The sequence below is a fragment of the Actinokineospora sp. NBRC 105648 genome (assembly GCF_030269645.1).
GTDB lineage: Bacteria > Actinomycetota > Actinomycetes > Mycobacteriales > Pseudonocardiaceae > Actinokineospora.
Genome location: NZ_BSTR01000023.1, coordinates 96,577 through 114,601, shown reverse-complemented (window position 1 = coordinate 114,601; position 18,025 = coordinate 96,577). Strand labels below are relative to the sequence as shown.

The 18,025-nt window shown below is 70.9% G+C and carries 13 protein-coding genes; 6 read left to right on the top strand and 7 right to left on the bottom strand.

Annotated features, from left to right (window positions below; translation table 11 throughout):
• Positions 1 to 1,095 precede the first annotated feature (1,095 nt).
• The 6 genes from QSK30_RS20910 to QSK30_RS20885 form a co-directional block, all read right to left on the bottom strand.
• Entirely contained in the window at positions 1,096 to 1,401 is a 306-nt protein-coding gene (locus QSK30_RS20910; protein ID WP_285505062.1) for a hypothetical protein, read from the bottom strand.
• A 514-nt stretch (positions 1,402 to 1,915) separates the two neighbouring features.
• Positions 1,916 to 2,914: a phosphotransferase family protein gene (locus QSK30_RS20905; protein ID WP_285505061.1), complete on the bottom strand. Its 999-nt coding sequence runs from the start codon at positions 2,912 to 2,914 to the stop codon at positions 1,916 to 1,918.
• Positions 2,915 to 3,116: 202 nt separating this feature from the next.
• Entirely contained in the window at positions 3,117 to 5,261 is a 2,145-nt protein-coding gene (locus QSK30_RS20900; protein WP_285505059.1) for a type VII secretion system-associated protein, read from the bottom strand.
• On the bottom strand, positions 5,258 to 6,136 hold the full coding sequence (locus QSK30_RS20895; protein ID WP_285505058.1) for a hypothetical protein: 879 nt from the start codon (positions 6,134 to 6,136) through the stop codon (positions 5,258 to 5,260). The genes QSK30_RS20900 and QSK30_RS20895 overlap by 4 nt, the downstream gene beginning before the upstream one ends.
• A gap of 553 nt (positions 6,137 to 6,689) precedes the next feature.
• On the bottom strand, positions 6,690 to 6,818 hold the full coding sequence (locus tag QSK30_RS20890; RefSeq protein ID WP_285505056.1) for a hypothetical protein: 129 nt from the start codon (positions 6,816 to 6,818) through the stop codon (positions 6,690 to 6,692).
• Between the two features lie 240 nt (positions 6,819 to 7,058).
• The gene (locus QSK30_RS20885) at positions 7,059 to 7,319 is read right to left on the bottom strand and encodes a DEAD/DEAH box helicase family protein (protein WP_285505055.1); all 261 of its coding nucleotides are present in this window, start codon (positions 7,317 to 7,319) and stop codon (positions 7,059 to 7,061) included.
• A 394-nt stretch (positions 7,320 to 7,713) separates the two neighbouring features.
• On the opposite strand from QSK30_RS20885, the gene QSK30_RS20880 reads away from it, so the two are divergent.
• The 3 genes from QSK30_RS20880 to QSK30_RS20870 are packed head-to-tail and all read left to right on the top strand — an operon-like array spanning position 7,714 to position 9,664.
• Positions 7,714 to 8,022 carry a hypothetical protein gene (locus tag QSK30_RS20880; RefSeq protein WP_285505054.1) on the top strand — a complete coding sequence of 103 codons (309 nt, stop codon included), beginning with the start codon at positions 7,714 to 7,716 and terminating at the stop codon, positions 8,020 to 8,022.
• Positions 8,019 to 8,756 (top strand): hypothetical protein, encoded by a 738-nt coding sequence (locus QSK30_RS20875; RefSeq protein ID WP_285505053.1) that lies wholly within the window; start codon positions 8,019 to 8,021, stop codon positions 8,754 to 8,756. The genes QSK30_RS20880 and QSK30_RS20875 overlap by 4 nt, the downstream gene beginning before the upstream one ends.
• Positions 8,753 to 9,664: a hypothetical protein gene (locus QSK30_RS20870; RefSeq protein WP_285505052.1), complete on the top strand. Its 912-nt coding sequence runs from the start codon at positions 8,753 to 8,755 to the stop codon at positions 9,662 to 9,664. Before QSK30_RS20875 ends, QSK30_RS20870 begins: the two co-directional genes overlap by 4 nt.
• An 83-nt stretch (positions 9,665 to 9,747) precedes the next feature.
• On the opposite strand, the gene QSK30_RS20865 is transcribed toward QSK30_RS20870, so the two are convergent.
• On the bottom strand, positions 9,748 to 12,465 hold the full coding sequence (locus tag QSK30_RS20865) for a PASTA domain-containing protein (protein WP_285505051.1): 2,718 nt from the start codon (positions 12,463 to 12,465) through the stop codon (positions 9,748 to 9,750).
• A 125-nt stretch (positions 12,466 to 12,590) separates the two neighbouring features.
• Between QSK30_RS20865 and QSK30_RS20860 the strand changes: the two genes are divergently transcribed.
• From QSK30_RS20860 to QSK30_RS20850, 3 genes are all read left to right on the top strand, one after another.
• A complete protein-coding gene (locus QSK30_RS20860) occupies positions 12,591 to 13,274 on the top strand; it encodes an FHA domain-containing protein (protein WP_285505049.1) in 684 nt (227 codons plus the stop codon).
• A gap of 93 nt (positions 13,275 to 13,367) precedes the next feature.
• Positions 13,368 to 13,625 (top strand): WXG100 family type VII secretion target, encoded by a 258-nt coding sequence (locus QSK30_RS20855; protein WP_285505048.1) that lies wholly within the window; start codon positions 13,368 to 13,370, stop codon positions 13,623 to 13,625.
• Positions 13,626 to 13,654: 29 nt separating this feature from the next.
• A complete protein-coding gene (locus QSK30_RS20850; protein ID WP_285505047.1) occupies positions 13,655 to 18,010 on the top strand; it encodes a type VII secretion EssC family protein in 4,356 nt (1,451 codons plus the stop codon).
• Positions 18,011 to 18,025: the final 15 nt, after the last annotated feature.

Below are 18,025 nucleotides of genomic sequence, written 5' to 3'. Positions count from 1 at the left end.
TGGTTGCGGCAGAACGCGTAGTGGTCGGGCGTTGGTGATGCCTTGGTGGGGTCGGTGGGTGTTGTAGAAGTGCTCGTACTCGCGTAGGGCGTGGAGTAGGTGCTTTTGGTTCCAGATGAGGTGCGGTCGAGGAGTTCGCGTCGGCAGCTGCGGATCCAGCGTTCCATGATCGAGTTCATCCGCGGGATCCGGACGCCGCTGAAGACGATCTGGATGCCGGCGTCGGTGAGGACGGCGTCGAACAGGGCGGGTACTTGTCGTCGTGGTCGCGGATCAGGAACCGCGCGGAACTACCCGCGTCCTCGAGGTCCATGACAAAGGTTGCTGGCGGCTTGGGTGACCCAGGAGGCGGTCGGGTACGCGGTGGCGCCGAGCACGTGGATCCGGCGGCTGGCGTGCTCGATCACCGCGAGCACGTATAGGCGGGTACCGCTCAGGGTGGTGGTCTCGAAGAAATGGCAGGCCGGGAGCGCGTCGGCTTGGGAGCGGAGGAAGGCCGACCAGGTCGTCGTGGTGCGTTCGGGTGTCGGGTCGACCCCGGCGTCCTGGAGGATCTGCCAGACAGTGGATGCGGCGACCTTGATGCCGAGTACGAGGAGTTTCGCCGTGGATGCGGCGGTAGCCCCAGGTCGGATTCTCTCGTGCCAGGCGCGGCACCAGGAGGCGGATCGAGCGGGTGGTCCGTGGTCGGCCGGGACTCTTGGGGCGGGATCTGGCTGCGTGGCGGTGGGCGAGGAAGTTTCGGTGCCACCGGAGCACCGTCTCCGGGCGCACCAGTAGTCGGAGTCGACGAAGCGCTTGCCTCGGGAGTCGGTGCAGCAGTGCCGCGAGGAAGGCCCGGTCGGCGGGGGAGAACCGTGGGCGGGCGTCTCCGAGTTGGCGTTCCAGGATCGTGATCTGGTGGCGCAGCGCCAAGATCTCCGTGTCCTTGTCCTGGTCGCTCATGGGCAGCAGGCGCAGCAACGCGAACGCGTTGGTCACGCTCAGGTAGGCCAGTCGGAGTAGCACGGCCGGTCATCATGCCGTACCAGCCAAGGACGCCCCGGACCTGCAATCGTACCCACGAGCATCTCGGCCCTCACGCTACCCACGGCTTTAACCTGCATGGATGGAGTTGTCGGCCGGCACACCGTTGAGGCTCGGGTGGACCCCGAGGCCAAAGCCCGGGATCCAGTCCTCGGCCTGGAGGATCTCGCCCTCGTCGTCGACCAAGGCCACATCGAAAGGCTCCGCGTCGTAGCGGGACCCGTCCAGGCGCAGATTCCACGTCCCGTCCGGGCGTCCCAAGGTCACGAGCAGACAGTTCCCCTCGCGGCGCAGGTCCTGCGCCCGGTCGCCGAGCTGGACCCGCGCCTGCTCGACCTCGAGCAGGTCTGCGAGGACCACCGGGTGCAGGGCCATCAGCCGTCGACCTGCGGCGTGCGGTTGACCAGCACAAGAACGTCCTAGGCCACGACACCGGCGTGGCGCAGGGACGCGGTCGGGTCCAACTCGGCCTCCCCGCCCGTGCGCGGCAGCGTCAGCGCGTAATCGCCCGGCACCAACTGTCCCCGGGCGACGTGAGACAGTCTGTCAAGCGCTCGTAGAAGTTATTCAACAGCCATCGCTGCGCGAAGCCCCTGCGGCTATAGCTGATGAACACGTTGTACTCGTAGCCGGTCACAAGCGAAATATTAGGCAACGCCTGCAAGGTTAAAGACATACAAAGGGACAGTCCGAACCACAACGGCCAAAAATGGACACCTCGTGGCGGGCTGTTGCCGCGGCAGCGCCACCTGGCTCACCGAGGATCGCGCTCTCGAAACCACCGGCCGGGACGTGTTGGATTGCTCTCCGGGACGAGGGCGGTCGCCCAGGCAGCCAGGGACCTCACCCCAATCGCGACCCACCGACAGCGTCGTCGTCCAGCAACGTCCTAATCGGACTGTTCGGCTACCGCCAGGTCCCGCAGGACCGCTTCCATGTCCGCGTAACTGGCCGGGAGGCGGTCCGTGGCACCGATCCGGTGGCGTTCCAGCCTGGCCGTGGCGATGTGGCGGGCGCGGTAGATCAGGGCCCGCCAACGGCCGCCCGGCGTCGAAGTGTCGGGGCCGTAGGTCTCCCGGAACGCCACCCGCGCCTCGGGCGGGCGTTGGGTGAGCACGAATATCGGCCAGTCGGCGGCGGGGTCTCCCCAGGACGCGCGGTCGTGGTCGAGGACACCGGTGATCGTCGGTTCCGGGGCGCCGTCGGCGAGCATGACGTTGGGGGTCCACAGATCGCCGTGCAGGAGGTGCGGGCGGGTGACCTCGTCGAGCACCTCGGCACCGCGTCGCGCGGTCGCGGTGACCTCGGCGACGTCGCGGTTGTCCAGGCCGACGTCGTGCAGGTCGGCGGCTATGTCGTCGAAAGCGGCGAGCACCGCCGCCGACCACGTGTCGAAGGTGGGACCCGCCACGGGGCCGAAGCGGTGCCCGCGCACGTCGTGGACGCGCCGGGCGATGGCGCCGAGCTGGCGGTAGAAGGGCGTCCACTCACCGCGCGGGTACCGCTTGATGCCCTCGGCAGCGGGGACGCCGTCGAGCGCCGTCTGCCAGGTGTAGTCGCGGTCGATCAGGTCGTGGGTCCAGTCTGCGAACAGCGTGCGCGGCATCATGGCGGCGATCGGCGCGAAGTGCGGCAGCGCCGCGTGCTCGTTGCGCATCAGCGCCCGCTCCACCCGGAACTGCCCGCCCGCCCGCGGCGCGACCCGCAGGATCACCGGCGCCGCCGCGCCGGTGTCCACCCGGTAGGTGTTGTTGTAGAGCCCACCGGTCAACTCCTCGACGACGACCGGCGCCGCGCCGAAGGCCCGCACGCACATCGCGGTGACCTGCTCGGCCGTCACCGGCTCCTGGAACGCACCGTCGGGCCGGGTGGCCGCGCTAAACCGCATCAACGCACTCCTTGGCGGTAGGGGAACACCGTGCAAGCCACGTGCTTCCACCGTCTGAACTCGCCTAGGCCCGCTCTCACTGCACAAGCACTCGAGGGTTCGAACGCTCGTTCCGCGACACGAGCGGACGTTCGCCGTTGGGTGAACTAGTTACTCCCGCAGCCCACATGTGGCCAGGCTGCACCACGACGACGGTGACGGTTCAGTGGCTGCGCAGGGCCTCGGTCAGGAGCCGGAACTGTGCGCGGTTGCCTGGGTTGAGCAGGATGTCGATGCCCTGCGGCACGGCCTCGGGGAGATCGTTGCCGAGCACCGGTAGCCAGTGCATGTCATCCAACAGTCGTTTGTGCAGTTCCGCCGTCACGACCGCCACGCATTCGGCACCGTCCGGTGCCCGTCCGATCAGGACGCCGTTGTGGTCGTCGCGTGCGATTTCGACAACGGTGTCGCGCAGCGTCGCGAGTAGCCGGGAAGCGAGGTGGCTGCCCCGGCCGGAGGCGATCATCAACAGCAGGTCGTGCAGCGGGTCGGTCGGGGTCACTTTGCGGTCAGGCACGTAGTGCGGGTTCGGCTGGAACGGGCCGGGCTTGCCGTGGGAATCGAGGGCCCAGCCGCCGACGATCGCTTCGGTGGGCACTGGTGCGCCGGTCGTCCAGCCGGGTGCTGGGAGAACGAGCCAGTCGTCCTGCCGGACCGCACAGGAGATCGGGTCCGTATCGGCCCATCCGCGGATGTCGCCGGGTGTTTCGTCGAGTTCGTATCGCGCGCCGCGGTGCCCGGCCTGTGCCGCCAGTGCCAGCCAGTCCTTGCCTTCGGACTCGCCGCGCTTGAGGAGGTTCATCCCGAGCGCGTAGGCGGCCAGTGCTTGGCCGGAGTCCGCCGGTCCGTTGATCGCGAGACGGCGGCCACCTAGCTTGTCGCCCGCGGTTGCCGCTCTCCACCACCGCTCCGCTTCGTCCCGGTCGCCTTGGGCGTGGCGAAGCTTGCCGAGCCAGTAGGCGGCGTGCGCGCTTCCTTTCCCGGCGGCTTCTTCCCAGAGCGCGGCGGCCTCGTCGGTCTGGCCCCGCTCGTGCAGCAGCGAGGCCAGGTTCTCGGTCGCGGTGACCGCCGCACTCTGGTCCGAGCGGGCCAGGTTGTCGCCGATGACGTCCACGGCCGCGGAAGCGGGGGTGCCCGCGACCATCCGCAGCACGGTTTCGGCTTCCGGGTCGCCGCGTTGGAGCAGCAGGGCAGCCAGCCCGGACGCCGCGGTCCAGTCGCCTGCGTCCATACCGCGGCGGTACCAATGCTCGGCCTCGTCGAGGTTGCCCAGGCGCGAGTGCACGGTGGCCAGGTCGTTCAACGCCGGGAAATGGTTGAGTTCGGCAGCCACCGTGTACCAGTGAACCGCGGCCTTGAGATCCGCGTCCCTCTCGACCAGGAAACCGAGCCAGTACGCGGCCAAGGCGCTGCCCGCATCGGCAGCCAATGCATAGTCGGTGCGCGCGCTGACCATGTTCCCTTGGACGGCGTGCTGATCGCCGCGGTGCCGCAGCGCCGCGGCTTCATCGGGCTCGCGCACGGTGTCGGACGCGGGCACGCGCAGGAACGCAGAGCCATCGGCGCTGGTGTGCGCGGCTGGCGTCAGGACGGCACTGCGCTTGGCGGCGTCCCCGGAGGCGATGTCCTGCCGAGATGCTCCGCGGTGCCAGTGGTCGGGAAAGAGGTGATGCACCTCGGACTCCCGGTTCCCCTTCGGCCCGGCGATGACCGTCAAGCCCACCTGCGCCGTTACCACCATGTCCCAGCTGAAGCGTCTTGCGCGACGCGCGCAGGTCAGATCCGCGTGCAGAGTCCAGCTCACCAGATCGCGGGCTTCGGTGATCGGCGCGACGACGATGGTGGCAGTCGAACCCGCAGCGATCCGCAACGGGAGCGTCGACTCGGCCCCGTCAAGGACGGTGACCGCTCGTCGATCCAGGTCGATCTCGCAGTCGGGTGCGGCGAGAGGCGAGTAGGCGGCCATGGAACGCATCATCGGTTCGAGGAAGTCAGCGCTGAACGGCGGCATGAAATGCGGGTGGATGATGCTGACCCCATCCACCACGAACGCCGACCGGCTGACCTGCCCGATACCAATGTGCTCCAGAACGACATCGTCGTCAGCGTCGACGGTCAGCAGGAGGTTGTGCCCGGAGAGCGGAACGTGCACCGCCGTCGGTCCGACCGCACTGCCGGGCGCGACGACCACCGCGAGGTGAGTGCGGGTGCTGACCTGCAGAGCGGCCGGGAACGACGCATCGCCCACGGTCGCCGGTATAGCCCGGACAGGCTGCACCATCGGATAGACCGAGAAGCCGTCAGTCACCGGGGCCACCGGCCAGCAGTTCGGAAAGGATGCCCACCCAGGTCGACGCGCACCGATCCGGTGTCGCGACCACGGCGCCAGTCAAGCCAGAGTATCCACGCGACATCGCCCCGGTGGGTGCTGACCTTGAGGTCGAAGCACTCGGACTCGTGCAGACCGACCACGTAGGGAAAGCCGCTCCCGCCCAGAGCACGTAACCGAGGAGGCTCGACGTCGAGCAGGACCTCGAACCGGCGCCGGGGCACCTCGGCGGCGTGGCGAACCAAGATACCCGACCGATCACTGCGAGTAATCACTTCGACCCGTAGGTCCGCCAGTAGTATCGGCGTCCCGGACAGGCCGGTCACGGTCAGTTGAACCGTGTGCCCGCTGGCCGGGACCTCCTCCACCACACCATCGTTGACGAACGCCACGTAATCGATGTTCCTGAGCCGTACGTCCGTGACAAGCGGGGCAGAAACCTGAGCAACGGGCGTGGCCAGGATGACGTGCCCGGACTCCGGGACTCGGAGCGTTCCTCGGCGGCCCCCGCAGATCCAGTCGATCTCCAGGTGCCAACCGACGTCCTGGTCCAGCAACTCCGGCATCGCAGTCAGCCGCACCGGGGCGCCCGCAGAAACGGCTATCGGCACATCCCATCGTTCGTCGACCACACAGACCTCGTCCTGTACGACCGTGCGCAGAGCTGAGACGATCACCGCCTGCTGTCCCCGCCCCTCGATCCAGAGAGTGAAGTCGCTCCCGATGGTGACGATCAGCGGCACGGCTGGCACCTCGAATGCCTGGCACACCGTCAGGTCGCCCCCGACATCGCCTACCTGCACCACCAGGCCGTCGACACTCCCCACCTGGTTGTGCACCTGGTCACCGCCCATAGCCCGACGTTACCCGGCGAACCGGACCACCGACGGCCAGTCGACCGATCCGGAAACCGCAGCACGGGCACCGAACTCCCTACCGCAGCATCCGCTCTTCGGCACGTGCGATGTACGTGAACCGACGAACCATTTCTCGGGCAACGACCGGTCCCGGTCTGGCAGCCCGAGAACCTAACCATGCCGCCCCACGACACGCCCGTCCGCGATGTGTCACAGCGCGAATCGCGCCTCCCTGCCGGTGCGGATCCCTGGTAAGCCCTGTTCCCGTCCTTTGGTACTCCCGCCGGGGAGTCGAACGCACACTGGAGCAGGAGCGAAACTGGAGAGTTGTGCCTACTTGACCAACCATTATGGGGTCACCTTTTTGCCTTGGTACGTCGCGAAGGGCAGTTACATCTGACCGCCAGACCACCCTTCTGCCCGGTTGAACCGGGACATCATCGCTGGACATGAGCGTCCCAGCGAGCGGAGCGCGACAAGTACATTCAAGATGGGCTCAGCTATCGGCGGGGTATGACGTTCGAGGCTCGCGACCACGCCACCGGTCAGGTCAAGTGGACCGGTCCAACATGACGAAGTCGACGCGAAGCACCGGTTCGGTGAGCGCCCACATCCTCAGGTAGTGGTCGTGGCTGAACGGCAGCCTGCCGTCCTCGACGCGGATGTCCTCCCACGCCATCTCTGGGTAGGGGAGCAGCACCTTTGGCCAGGTAGTCGTGCTGGGGCCTGTCGAGCCCGTTGACCACCTCAAGATGGCTGGCCGTAACCTGCCGGTCGGTGGAGTAGCAGAACCGGCGGAGCATGCCCATCACCAGCCGAGTCTGGTGGTTGACCTTGATCCGGTGCGAGTCCACCGACAGGTCCCGGGTGATGCCAAGCATCCGGGCGGTCTGTGAAGTCGGCATCCGCGCCTGCGCCTTCAGCCGTCCCTTGTACTGCCTGCCGAGGGGGCCGTAGGCCAGGGAATGCGCGGTGCGGCAGCCACGTTCGGCCCGAACCGCGTGCCCGCCTCATCGGCGATGACCTTGTTGAACGCGATGTAGAGGCCCCGCTTGCGAGTGGTCGCAGCCATCTGGACGAGGGTTGACGTTTTCCCGGTCCCGGCGCCCGCTACCAGTGCCAAGTCGTGCCCGGCCGCGAACACCTCCCGAGCGGCCTCCTGCTCGACGGTCGGGTTCATTGCCGTGGACGCTCCCGTACCGGGTGATCACACAAGATCACCACTAAGTTGATCACAGGCCAGCAGACGTGCGCGATGTCGCGGCCGGCGAGGTCAGTGCCCCGGAGTGCCTGGGCGTGGCGAACCGGTGCGCAGGAACGCCAAGCCTGTTCATCGTGGTGCGACCGACCGGATCGAACCCGATGGAGCTCGGGCTCACCCGGGCCTCGTGGGCGGGGTGACGGTCATGACAACGGCGCACCGAACGTCGGTTTACCTCCGACTCCCCACGACAATGCCGTACCTGGTTGCCGATTGACAGTGGTGTTGAGCGGCAACGGTTTCCCATTTCTTCGGCGGCAAACGGGCCCTAGCGTCCGGGTGTGACGACTGGACTTTGACCGGAGGTGTCGACGTGGTGCCGACAGGTGGGATGGGGCCGTTCCCGATGGGTGACCCCGCGGCGATCGCGGAGGTGGCCACCACGCTGCGTCGGGTGGCCGCGGTGCTGGGTGGGCCGGTTCCCGGGCTTGGCGGGTGGCAGTCCGAGGCGGCGTGTCGGGCGCGGGACGGGTTGTCCGCGGCGGATCGGGCCGTTCAGGGGGTCGCGGACTCGTTGCGGGAGTGCGCTTCCGCGGTGGACGGGGCCGCTCGGGAGTTGGCGGTGGACCAGCGGGTGTGGCGGGCCCAGGCGGCCGAGCGGGCGCAGGGGGTGGCGGGGTGATCGTGATCGACCCGGCAGGGATGTCCGCGGCGGTACCGGTCCTCGAGCGGTATCTGGACGCCGCGCAGCGGGGGCATGGTTCGGTAGCTGCGGTGGCGCTGCCCGCGGGGTTGCCGCCGGACGTGCGGACGATGGTGGAGGCTGCGCTGGACGACGCGATGTCGACACTGGGTGGGGTGGTGCGGTCCGTGGGGCACCTGCCCGCCGAACTGCGGCGTCGGATTCAGCAGGCCCAGCGGGCGGACACGCCGTGGACGACGGCGGTCGACCTCTTCGCTGGCGCGGCGGGGCTTTTCGGCGCCTCGTTCAAAGCAGGGGCACATCCACGCTTCCCCAGTGCACCGCCCAAATTCCTCGGGCAGCTCGCCCGCGGCATCGACCACGGGTCGACGGGTGTCAGTGCGCTGGTCACCGCATTGGACAACCTCGCCAACCCCGACCTGAGTGGGAGCCAGAAGATCGCCCGCACCGCGGCGTCGGTCGGTGGCGGCCTGCTCGTCACGGTGGGCGCACGCGCCGCGACCGGCGCGATGCTAGGGGCCGAGTTCGGACCGCCCGGGATAATCGCGGGTGGGGTCGCGTCCGTGGGCTGGAGCGTCTTCGACAGCCAGTTCCACGTGAGTGACGCCGTCGGGGACGCCGCGGCCCCGGTGCTCGACAAGGCCAAGGACGTCGCGGACGACGTGATCGGCGGCGCCCACCAGGTCATCGGGAAGCTGGTGAAACCGTGGTGAGCATGCCCGCGGGCTGGACTCTGCACACCGACGGGGCGGTCATCACGCGCGGCAGGCACCCTGGCTGGACCGCGGATCCGTCGACGCTGGCCGCAGACATCTCGGGTGGGCTGGCGAGCACGTTCCTCGATGTCCGGGCCGTGGATGCCGGACCCGCGGGAGCGGGAGCGGTGCGGACCCTGCACGTGGGGACCGATCGCCGCGGTCAGGGTGTCGCGGTGGAGTCGTTGCTGCGGCCTGACGGGGACGGTTCCGAGGTGGCCTGCTGGCTGAGTCCGGTGGGGAGCTACGCGGCCGATCGCGCCTTGGCGCGCCGACTGCTGGTCGGGCGCCCACCGCTGCGGCGGACCAACGTCTCTGAAGCGAGCCAGGGGATGCGGGCAAGACTCGACGTCGAAGTCGGCCCGCACACCGGCAGCGGACTGATCACCCGCGACGGCGACACCACCTGGGCCGATCTGCCCGGCATCGGTGAACCGTTGTGGCTGCCCACGTCCACCCTGCCCGCGTGGCTGCTGGCCGCCACCGGCCTCGGCCCGCGGCCGCACTCCCCCGACGACCGGGTGTTCGTGACCACCACCGAAGCGCTCGATCGACTGTGGACAGGGAAACCCACGACACCGGCGGAGACGCGGCTCGCCCTCGCGGCGGAAGATCTGTCCGACGAGACCTGCGCCGAGCTGGCAGCGGTTGCCGGTGGTTGTGTGGCCCGGTGGTCGCTGGAATGGGCCACCACCGCTTGGGCGGGCCAGTTGACCGTCGTCGACGCGGGCGAGAACGGGGTGTGGCAGGTGTCCTCCGGTGTTCCCGAGGACCTGGCGGCCGAGCTCGGCGGGAACGCCGTGGCACTGCGGCGGACGAGCTCGGCGGAGCTGTTCCACACCCTGGCGCGCTTGGTGGCGCGGTGATCAGCTGATCGAGGCGGGAACAGTTCGGAACACGAGGATGCCGCCGGTGCTCAGCGCACCGGCGGCATCCTCGTCGTCAGTCATCAGGGCCAGACACAGCCGAGTTGCTCGGAGCCGGTGGCGCCACCGACCTCACTGCTGACCGAATAGGACCGGACAGCACCGGCATCCTTCCACAACCGGTAGATCGGCTTGGTGCCGGAAGTGGGGCAAGGCATGAAGACCGCCTCGTCATTGGAGAAGTTGTAGTTGTCCCAGGCGCCGATCCGCGAGTAGAAGAGGTTGCCCGGCACACCCGTGCAGGACGCCTTGTTGCAGGTGAACCTGTTGATCCGCTGCGCTCCCGGGACGTCAGTCGCCCAGCCCGGGAACGCGATGCCCACCCGGTAGACCGGGGCGGGTTTGGTGGCCGGGTCGTCCGTCGTCAACTGCCAGGTCTTCTTGCCGTCGGCGCTGTAGAGGCTGTACACCACCGGCTTCCACCCGGAGTAGTGCACGGTGATCGGCGTCCCGAACTTGTAGGTTCCCGCGGGCTGGTCCTGGGCGAAGACCTGCCGCTCCGCGACAGGTGCCGGGCCGCGCAGCGCCACGCAGGTGAGGTTGGCGTCCTGGATGCGCGCGCAGGCGGTGTCGATGTCGGGGGTGCCGGTGAAGTCCGGGATCGTGCTCTTGTCGCTGTAGTGGGTGATCGTGACCACGGCCGTGATGGCCATCTGGGTCCCCGGCTTGGGGGCTTGGTCGTACGCGACACCCGGCTGGAAGCCGGTACCCGCGGCGGACGTGCCTTCCTTGACCTGGCACTGGAGGCCCTGGGTGCGCACCGCGACGCAGACATCGGTGGCCTGCTGCGGTTTCGGGTCGATCCAGTCCGGGACGGTCACCTGGCCTCCGCAGACGCGCAGCACCACGGCAGAGCTCGCTCTGCCCACCGCGCCCGCCGCCGGGGTCTGGTCGAACACCGCGCCCGCCGCGGGGCACTGGCCCGCGGGCGGTGTGCCAGGTTGAGCCGTGCAGGTCATGTGCAGCGCCTGCACGACCTGGCAAGCCTCGCCCTGGCTCCGACCGGTCAACGCGGGTAGGGCGATCGAGTCGGGGAAGCGCACCGTCACGGTGCTGCCCTTGTCAGCCTTCTGCCGGGCGCCGGGTTGCTGGGAAGTGACCTTCAGCAACGACTCCTGCGTCGTCGCGGGCGTGGAGTCGGGCTGCTTGGCGCAGTCCATTCCCGCGGCGGTGACCCGCGTGCAGGCGCTTTCCGCGTCCAGACCGACCAGGTCCGGGACCTCGACCGGACCGACGTAGCGGACCAAGACCACGGTCTTGGCCGGTATCCGGGTACCTGCGGCGGGCGTGGATCCGATGACCTCGTCGGCACCGAGTCCCGGGGCGTCGCCCGCGGCCACCGACTCGCAGCGGAGGCCGAGTCGGCTCAACTGCGCACAGGCGTCGGTGTACTTCGTGCCGCGGGCGAAGGACGGGACTACGACGGTGGTCTGCTCCGGTGGCGGCTGCGCCGTCGGTGCGCCCGCCACTGTCGCCGGTTTGGTCGGCGACGCGCTGGACGGTCGTGCGGCGGGTTTGGTGGGCTTCGGCGACTCTGTCGGTGTGCTCTGGTCGGGCGGCTTGGGGTCCAGCTTCTTCTCGGTGTCCAGCACGTCGACGCCGGTGCCCTTGTCGGCGGTGCGGGTGGCACCCGCCCCGTCGACGATGAGCGCGCGCTGCGCGTACTGGCTGTTGGCCCACACCCGGCCGCCGCTGACCTTCAGCTCGAAGCGGCCGGGGCCGCGCGCGGGCACCGGCAGCGGCTTGGCCGTGTGCGCCACCAAGTCGACCTGCCACAGGGTCGGCCCCGCGTAGTCGGGGACGTAGACGCGCTCGTCGAGCAGGACCGGTGCGTCGAACTGTGGGTGGGTGTTCGACGGCAGCGGCAGGCCGATGTCCACGCGGGTGCCGGTGCGCGGGTCGAGCGCGACGACCCGCGCCTTGGCCCGGTCGACGCCGACGACGTAGCGGCCGCTCCCCCGCCAGGAACCCAGCACGGCGCCGGTTCCCTTGGGCAGCCCGGTATCCCCGAGCGCGCGCGGCTGTTCGCCGTCGAGGGCGTAGGCGAGGCCGTCCGCGGTGACCGCGACCGGGTGCCCGTCGGCGACGGTGATCCGGGCGCCGACACCCAACGGCACCGACCTGGTGCGGACACCGCCGGTGATCTGCGCGACCTCGCCCTTGCCGGTGACCACCCAGATGGAGTCGCCGACCGGCACCGCGCCCTCGATGCCCTCCGTTACCGCGACCGGCTTGCCCGGCTGACCGGTCGAGTCGATCACCTCCACGGTGTCGCGCTCGCGGTCGACGAGGTAGCCGCGGGTCTGCCCGGGCAGCGTCTCGATCTGGGCCTTCGACGCGGGCCTGCTGACCGGCTCGCCGGTCGGCGCCATGGTCGCCGGGTCGATGAAGCTGACCTCCCCGGTGTCGTTGTTGACCACCGCCACGCGCCCGTCCGGCATCCGCACCGATTCCAGCTGCTGCGAGCCGGTGGCGAGCGCACGAGCCACCTCCGCGTCGGTGCGGCCAGTCTCGCCGTTGACGTGGGCGACGCCGTGTCCCTTGGCGAGGTACTCGGATCCGTCGGAGAGTTCGGGCCGGGCCACCGAGTATCCGACGCCGATCGAGGCGGCCAGCACGCAGAGCACGAGCACACCCATCAGGGCGAGGTGCCCGGCGCGGCCGCGCGGCCACGACCGCAACTTGCGCAAACCCTGTCCTATAGCGGATTCCGGACTGCCTGCCGACCGATCGGTGCTCACACCACGCCCCTCGCGTCCACGGGTATGCCTGCGTAGAGGATAGGCGCGGCGACGGAGCGTGGTAATGGGAAGGGGTTCCCAGGCGACGTCATCGCGGAAGGGTCCGAAGCGCGGATGGGGAGCCGATGATCGAGCAAGGACTGGTGTTGAGCGTGGGGGGTGTCGTCCACCGGCCGGCACCTGGGCACCCGTTCACCTTCGGGCGGTCGGCGCGCTGCGCGCTGCGGCTGGACCCGCAGGACGTGGCGATCTCGCGGATCGCGGGCACGATCGAGCTGGCAGGCGAGGCGTGGTGGCTGACCAACTCCAGTGAGACGAGGCAACTGGGCGTGGTGGACGAGTTTGGCTTCCGCAGCGTGCTGGCACCCGGACGACGGATCGCCGTGGAGGGCAGGCTCCGGGTCCTGGTCGAGGGCGCGAACGGTAGCCACGAGTTGACCCTTACCGCACCGCGGCCGCGGCCGCGCGACAGCGGGCTCGCCCCGGCGGCGGGCGGCGAGGTGTCCACCTCGATCGGCGCTGAAGTGGTGCTGCGCGCCGAGGACCGGGCCGCGCTGGTGGCGCTGCTCGCCGGATACCTGGAGGAGGGCGACCGCTACGACCCGTACCCCAAGTCCTACGCCGCGGCCGCCGCGCGGTTGGGGTGGCCGCGCACGAAGCTGGTCAAGCGGATCGAGTACCTGCGCAACCGGCTGGAGAAGGCGGGCGTGCCGAACATGCAGGGCTGGAACGCGATGACGGCGTTGGCCGAACACGTGCTGGCCGCGGGCGTGATCAGCCGGGCGGACCTGCGGCTGCTGGAACGGTGAGCTGGGGAGGGTTTCCGATTCCGCGGGTTCGCGGAGCTTCCTAGTGTCGGAGGCGACCGGGGGCGAGACCCCGCGCAGTGGAGGAGGAACACCGTGATCCAGGCCGAGCTCTCCGAGCTGGAGAACCTGTCCCGCAAGCTGGGCACCTGCAGCGGCGAGGTCGACGACCTCAAGCGCGCGCTGACCACGCTGATCGGCACGACCACGTGGTCCGGTGGCGCGGCCGAGCGGTTCCGGCAGGCGTGGGAGACCCAGTTCCGGCCCGCGCTGGACGGGCTGGCGACGGAGCTGGTCAACGCCTCGCACGAGGTCGACCGGCGCAAGGTCGCACTGGACCACGCGGGCAACTGACGGCCCCAGCGGACGCGGGAGGCACTGGCGTGGAGCTGGACCTGGAGGTGGTCGTCGACGGCGTCGCCCGTCCGGTACTGGTCCGGGCGGGCGCGCGGGCCACAGTCGGCCAGCTGCGCCGCGCCGTCGGTTCGGGGGAACAGCTGGCGGCCGGGGGCGTCCGGTTGCCCGACGACCTGCCCTTGGCCAGTGCGGGGCTGGGGGCGGGAGGCACGCTGGGCGGCCGATCCGACGCGGTCCCCGCTGCCGGGGACGCACCTGAGGTCGCCGTGGTGGGCGGCCTGCACGCGGGATCGGTGGCCGCGCTGGTTCCGGGCGCGCCGGTGCTGGTGGGGCGGGGATCGCGGTGTGGGCTGCGGCTGGCCGATGACGAGGTCAGCCGAGTCCACCTCGAGGTCCACGCCGAGCCCGACCGCACCGCGCGGGTGCGGGACTCCGGATCGCGCAACGGGATCCGGGTGGGCGCCTGGCGCGTCGAGGACACCGCGGCGCTGTCCTCGGGCACGGCCTTCGCCGCGGGCGAGTCGGTGCTGGTCGTGCGCACCGCCACGCACGCTGACGCCGACCTGAGTGACGACCCGGCGGGCGGCAGGCTGTTCAACCGGCCGCCTCGGATCACCGGCCCGACCCGGCTGCCCGAGCTGGTCGAACCCCGGGAACCCGCTCGCCCCGAGGGTTTCCGGTTCCCCTGGGCCGCGGTCGCGCTGCCGGTGGTGCTGTGCGGCGCGCTGTACCTGGTGCTCCCTGCGGGCGGTATGGGCTACCTGGTGGCGATGTCGCTGTTGTCGCCGATGATGGCCGTGGCGAACCTGTTGTCGGACAAACGATCCGGGCGCCGCGCCTACCGCGGGCAGCTGGCGGCCTACCACCGGGCGAAAGCGGACTTCGACGTCGCCGTGGCCGCCGCGGTCGCCGAGGACGAGCGGACTTCGCGGGCGCAGCAGCCCGACCCGGCGTGGCTGCTGCGGGTAGCGGGCGTCGGGGCGTCCGGGCCCGCGTCGGCGCTGTGGCTCCGCCGCCGCGCCGATGCCGACTTCCTCGACCTGCGGGTCGGCTTGGTGCACCGACGCGCGCGTGTCGTGCTGCGCTCGGCCTCCGGGACGGCCCCGACCGAACCGCCGACGGCGCACGACGTTCCGTTGTCGGTGGACCTGGCAGCGGCGGGCGTACTCGGTCTGGCCGGGCCGCGCGCCGCGATGCTCGCGGTGGTCAGGGCCCTGCTCATCCAGGCGACGGTGCTGCACGCACCGACCGACCTCGGCGTGGTGGTCATCACCGGTCGGGACAGCGCGACCGAGTGGGAGTGGGCGACGTGGCTGCCCCACACCCGCCCCGCGTCCGCGGCGTTCGACTGCCACCGCATGGTCGGCACCGATGCCGTACAGGCACAGGCCCGCGTAGCCGAGTTGCGCAAGCTGGTCGACGAGCGCGCCGCCGAGCGGCGCGGTGCGCTGGCCGACGGTCCGCTCGCGGGTCGAGCCGTCGTGCTCGTGCTCGACGGTGCGCGCAGGCTGCGCGGCGTGCCGGGACTGGCCGAGTTGCTGGCGTGCGGGCCCGCCGACGGCGTGTACGCGGTCTGCCTGGACGCGGAGGAGACCGCGCTGCCCGACGAATGCCGCGCGACCGTGGTGGCCACCAACGCGCGTGGCACCCGGGCCCGGGTCGACCGGCCCGGACTGGCCCCGGTCGCCGACGTCCTGCTCGACGGCCTGGCGACCGGGCCCACCCGGGCCGCGGCGATCGCCATGGCCCCGATCCGACCGCTCGGTGAACGCGGCGGCGACACGACCCTGCCCGATCGGGTCCGCTTCACCGAGGTAGCCCAGCTGCGGCTCTGCGGTGACCCGGTCGTCGGCGCCCGCACCGTGCTGGCGGGCTGGCGCCGCTCGCCCGACGGGCGGTCCACGACGGCGCTGCTGGGCGTCGGCGCGCACGGGCCTGTCACCGTCGACCTACGCCGCGACGGTCCGCACGCACTGGTGGCGGGCACGTCCGGGGCGGGCAAGTCCGAGCTGTTGCAGACTCTCGTCGCCTCGCTGGCCGCGGCGAACACACCGGACGCGCTGACTTTCGTGCTGGTGGACTACAAGGGCGGCAGTGCCTTCGCCGCCTGCGCGGAGCTGCCGCACTGCGTCGGGATGGTCACCGACCTCGACGGCCACCTCGTCGAGCGGGCGCTGGCCTCGCTGTCGGCCGAGCTGCGTTCGCGGGAGGAGCGGCTGGCGGCGGCGGGCGCGAAGGACATCGAGGACTACTGGGCGCGGACCGGTGCCCGGCTGCCGCGGTTGGTGATCGTGGTCGACGAGTTCGCCTCCCTGGTCGAGGAGGTGCCGGGTTTCGTGCCGGGGGTGGTCGGGATCGGCATGCGCGGTCGGAGCCTGGGCGTGCACGTCCTGCTGGCCACGCAGCGGCCGGCGGGCGTGGTCACCGCGGATCTGCGGGCGAACCTGAACCTGCGCGTCAGCCTGCGGGTGACGGCGCAGGGCGAGTCGCTCGACGTGGTCGACGCGCCCGACGCGGCCCGGATCTCGGCGCGCCTGCCCGGCCGCGGGTTCCTGCGCACGGGTCACGGCGAACTCTCGGCGTTCCAGGCCGCGCGGATCGGCTGGCCCAGGGCGGACGGGGCGGACGAGCCCGCGATCGTGGTGTCGCCTCGCCTGGTCGAGACTCTGGGCAACCCGCGTGAGCAGCGCGGTACCGCGGACGCGGGAGCCCGCACCGATTTGTCCGTACTGGTGGCCGCGATACGTTGTGCCGCAAGCGAAGAAGGAATGGATCTTCCCCGCAGCCCGTGGCTCCCGCCGTTGCCGGAGCAGGTCGTGCTCGACGACCTGCCGCCCGCGTCTGGCGCGGGCGCGGTGATCGGGCTCGTCGACCGGCCGTCCGCGCAGAGCCAGGACGCGTTCGCCGTCGACCTGGCCGCGACTGGACCGCTGGCGATCGCGGGTGCGCTGCGGGCGGGCCGGTCCACGACGCTGCGGACACTAGCGGCCACGCTGATCAGCGGGCACTCCCCCGCCGAGGTCCACCTCTACGGGCTCGACTGCGGAAACGGCGCGTTGGACGTGCTGACCGCTTTGCCGCACTGCGGTGCCGTGGTGGCCGGTTCGGACCAGCAGCGCGCCGACCGGCTCCTCGGGCTGCTGCTGCGGGAGGTGGCCGCGCGCGAGCGCCTGCTGACCGAGGCGGGCCACGGCAGCCTCGCCGAGCAGCGCGCGGCCGCCGGACCGGACAGCGCGCTGCCGCTGATCGTGCTGCTGCTCGACCGGTTGGAGGCCTTCACGGCCACCTACGCCGACCGGGACGGCGGCAGACTGGTCGACCGGTTGGAGGAACTGCTGCGGGTAGGACCAGCCATGGGCGTCACCGCGGTGCTGAGCACCGACCGGACCGGGTTCGGCCACCGGATCGGCACCGCCGTGGGGTCGCGGCTGGTCATGCGGCTGGCCGATCCGGACGAGGTCGCCGCGTTCGGCCTGGACCCGCGGCGGTTTCCCCGGACGATGCCCGCCGGACGGGCGGTCTGGTCGGCGACCGGCGAGGAGGTGCAGATCGCGCTGCTCGACGCGGACCCGTCGGGAACAGCCCAGGCAGCCGCCCTGCGCGGGCTCGGCGCGGGACTGACTCGCACCTGGGACGGCGTACCCGCGGCGCGGCTGCCTCGGCGGGTCGACGCCCTGCCGACCGAGCTGACCTCCGCCCGTCTGCGCGCACTGCGCCACACACCGCGACCCGACGGCCCGGCGGTGTGCACACCCGCGGCGGGCGGTGATCACCTGGGGCCGATAGACCTCGACCTGGCGGCGGAGGGCGGCACGTTCCTGGTCGCCGGTCCCCCGCGTTCCGGCCGGTCCACGGCACTCGCCACGATCGTGGACAGCCTGGCGGGCAGGCTCGACGGGACCCTGGGTGTGCTCGTCGTGGCACCGCGGCCTTCACCACTGCGAGACCTCGCAGGTGCGCCGGGGATCCTCGGCGTGCTCACCGGCGACCCCGCCGAGATCGCCGCCGACATCCTCGACGCCGGTCCGTGTGCGCTCGTCGTCGACGACGGCGAGCGGCTCGAGGACCTGCGCTTGACCGACGCGCTCCACCAGTTCGCCCTGGGCGCCCAGGATCGCGGCGCGGTGCTCGTCGCCGCGGCGACGACCGAGGACGCGCTGGGCAGCCGGTACCGGGGTTGGCTGAGCGCCGTCCGCCGCTCCAGGTGCGGGCTGCTGATCAACCCGGGCAGTGCCGCCGACGGCGAACTGTTCGACCTGCGGCTGCCCCGCTCCCTCTCCGGCGGCTGGCCCGCAGGGCGTGGATTGCTGGTGCGTGGCGGAAATCCGGTGCCCGTGCAGGTCCCGGTGCCGGACCGGGCCGCGTGTGCGGTGCGGCGATGACGACGCTCACCGCGC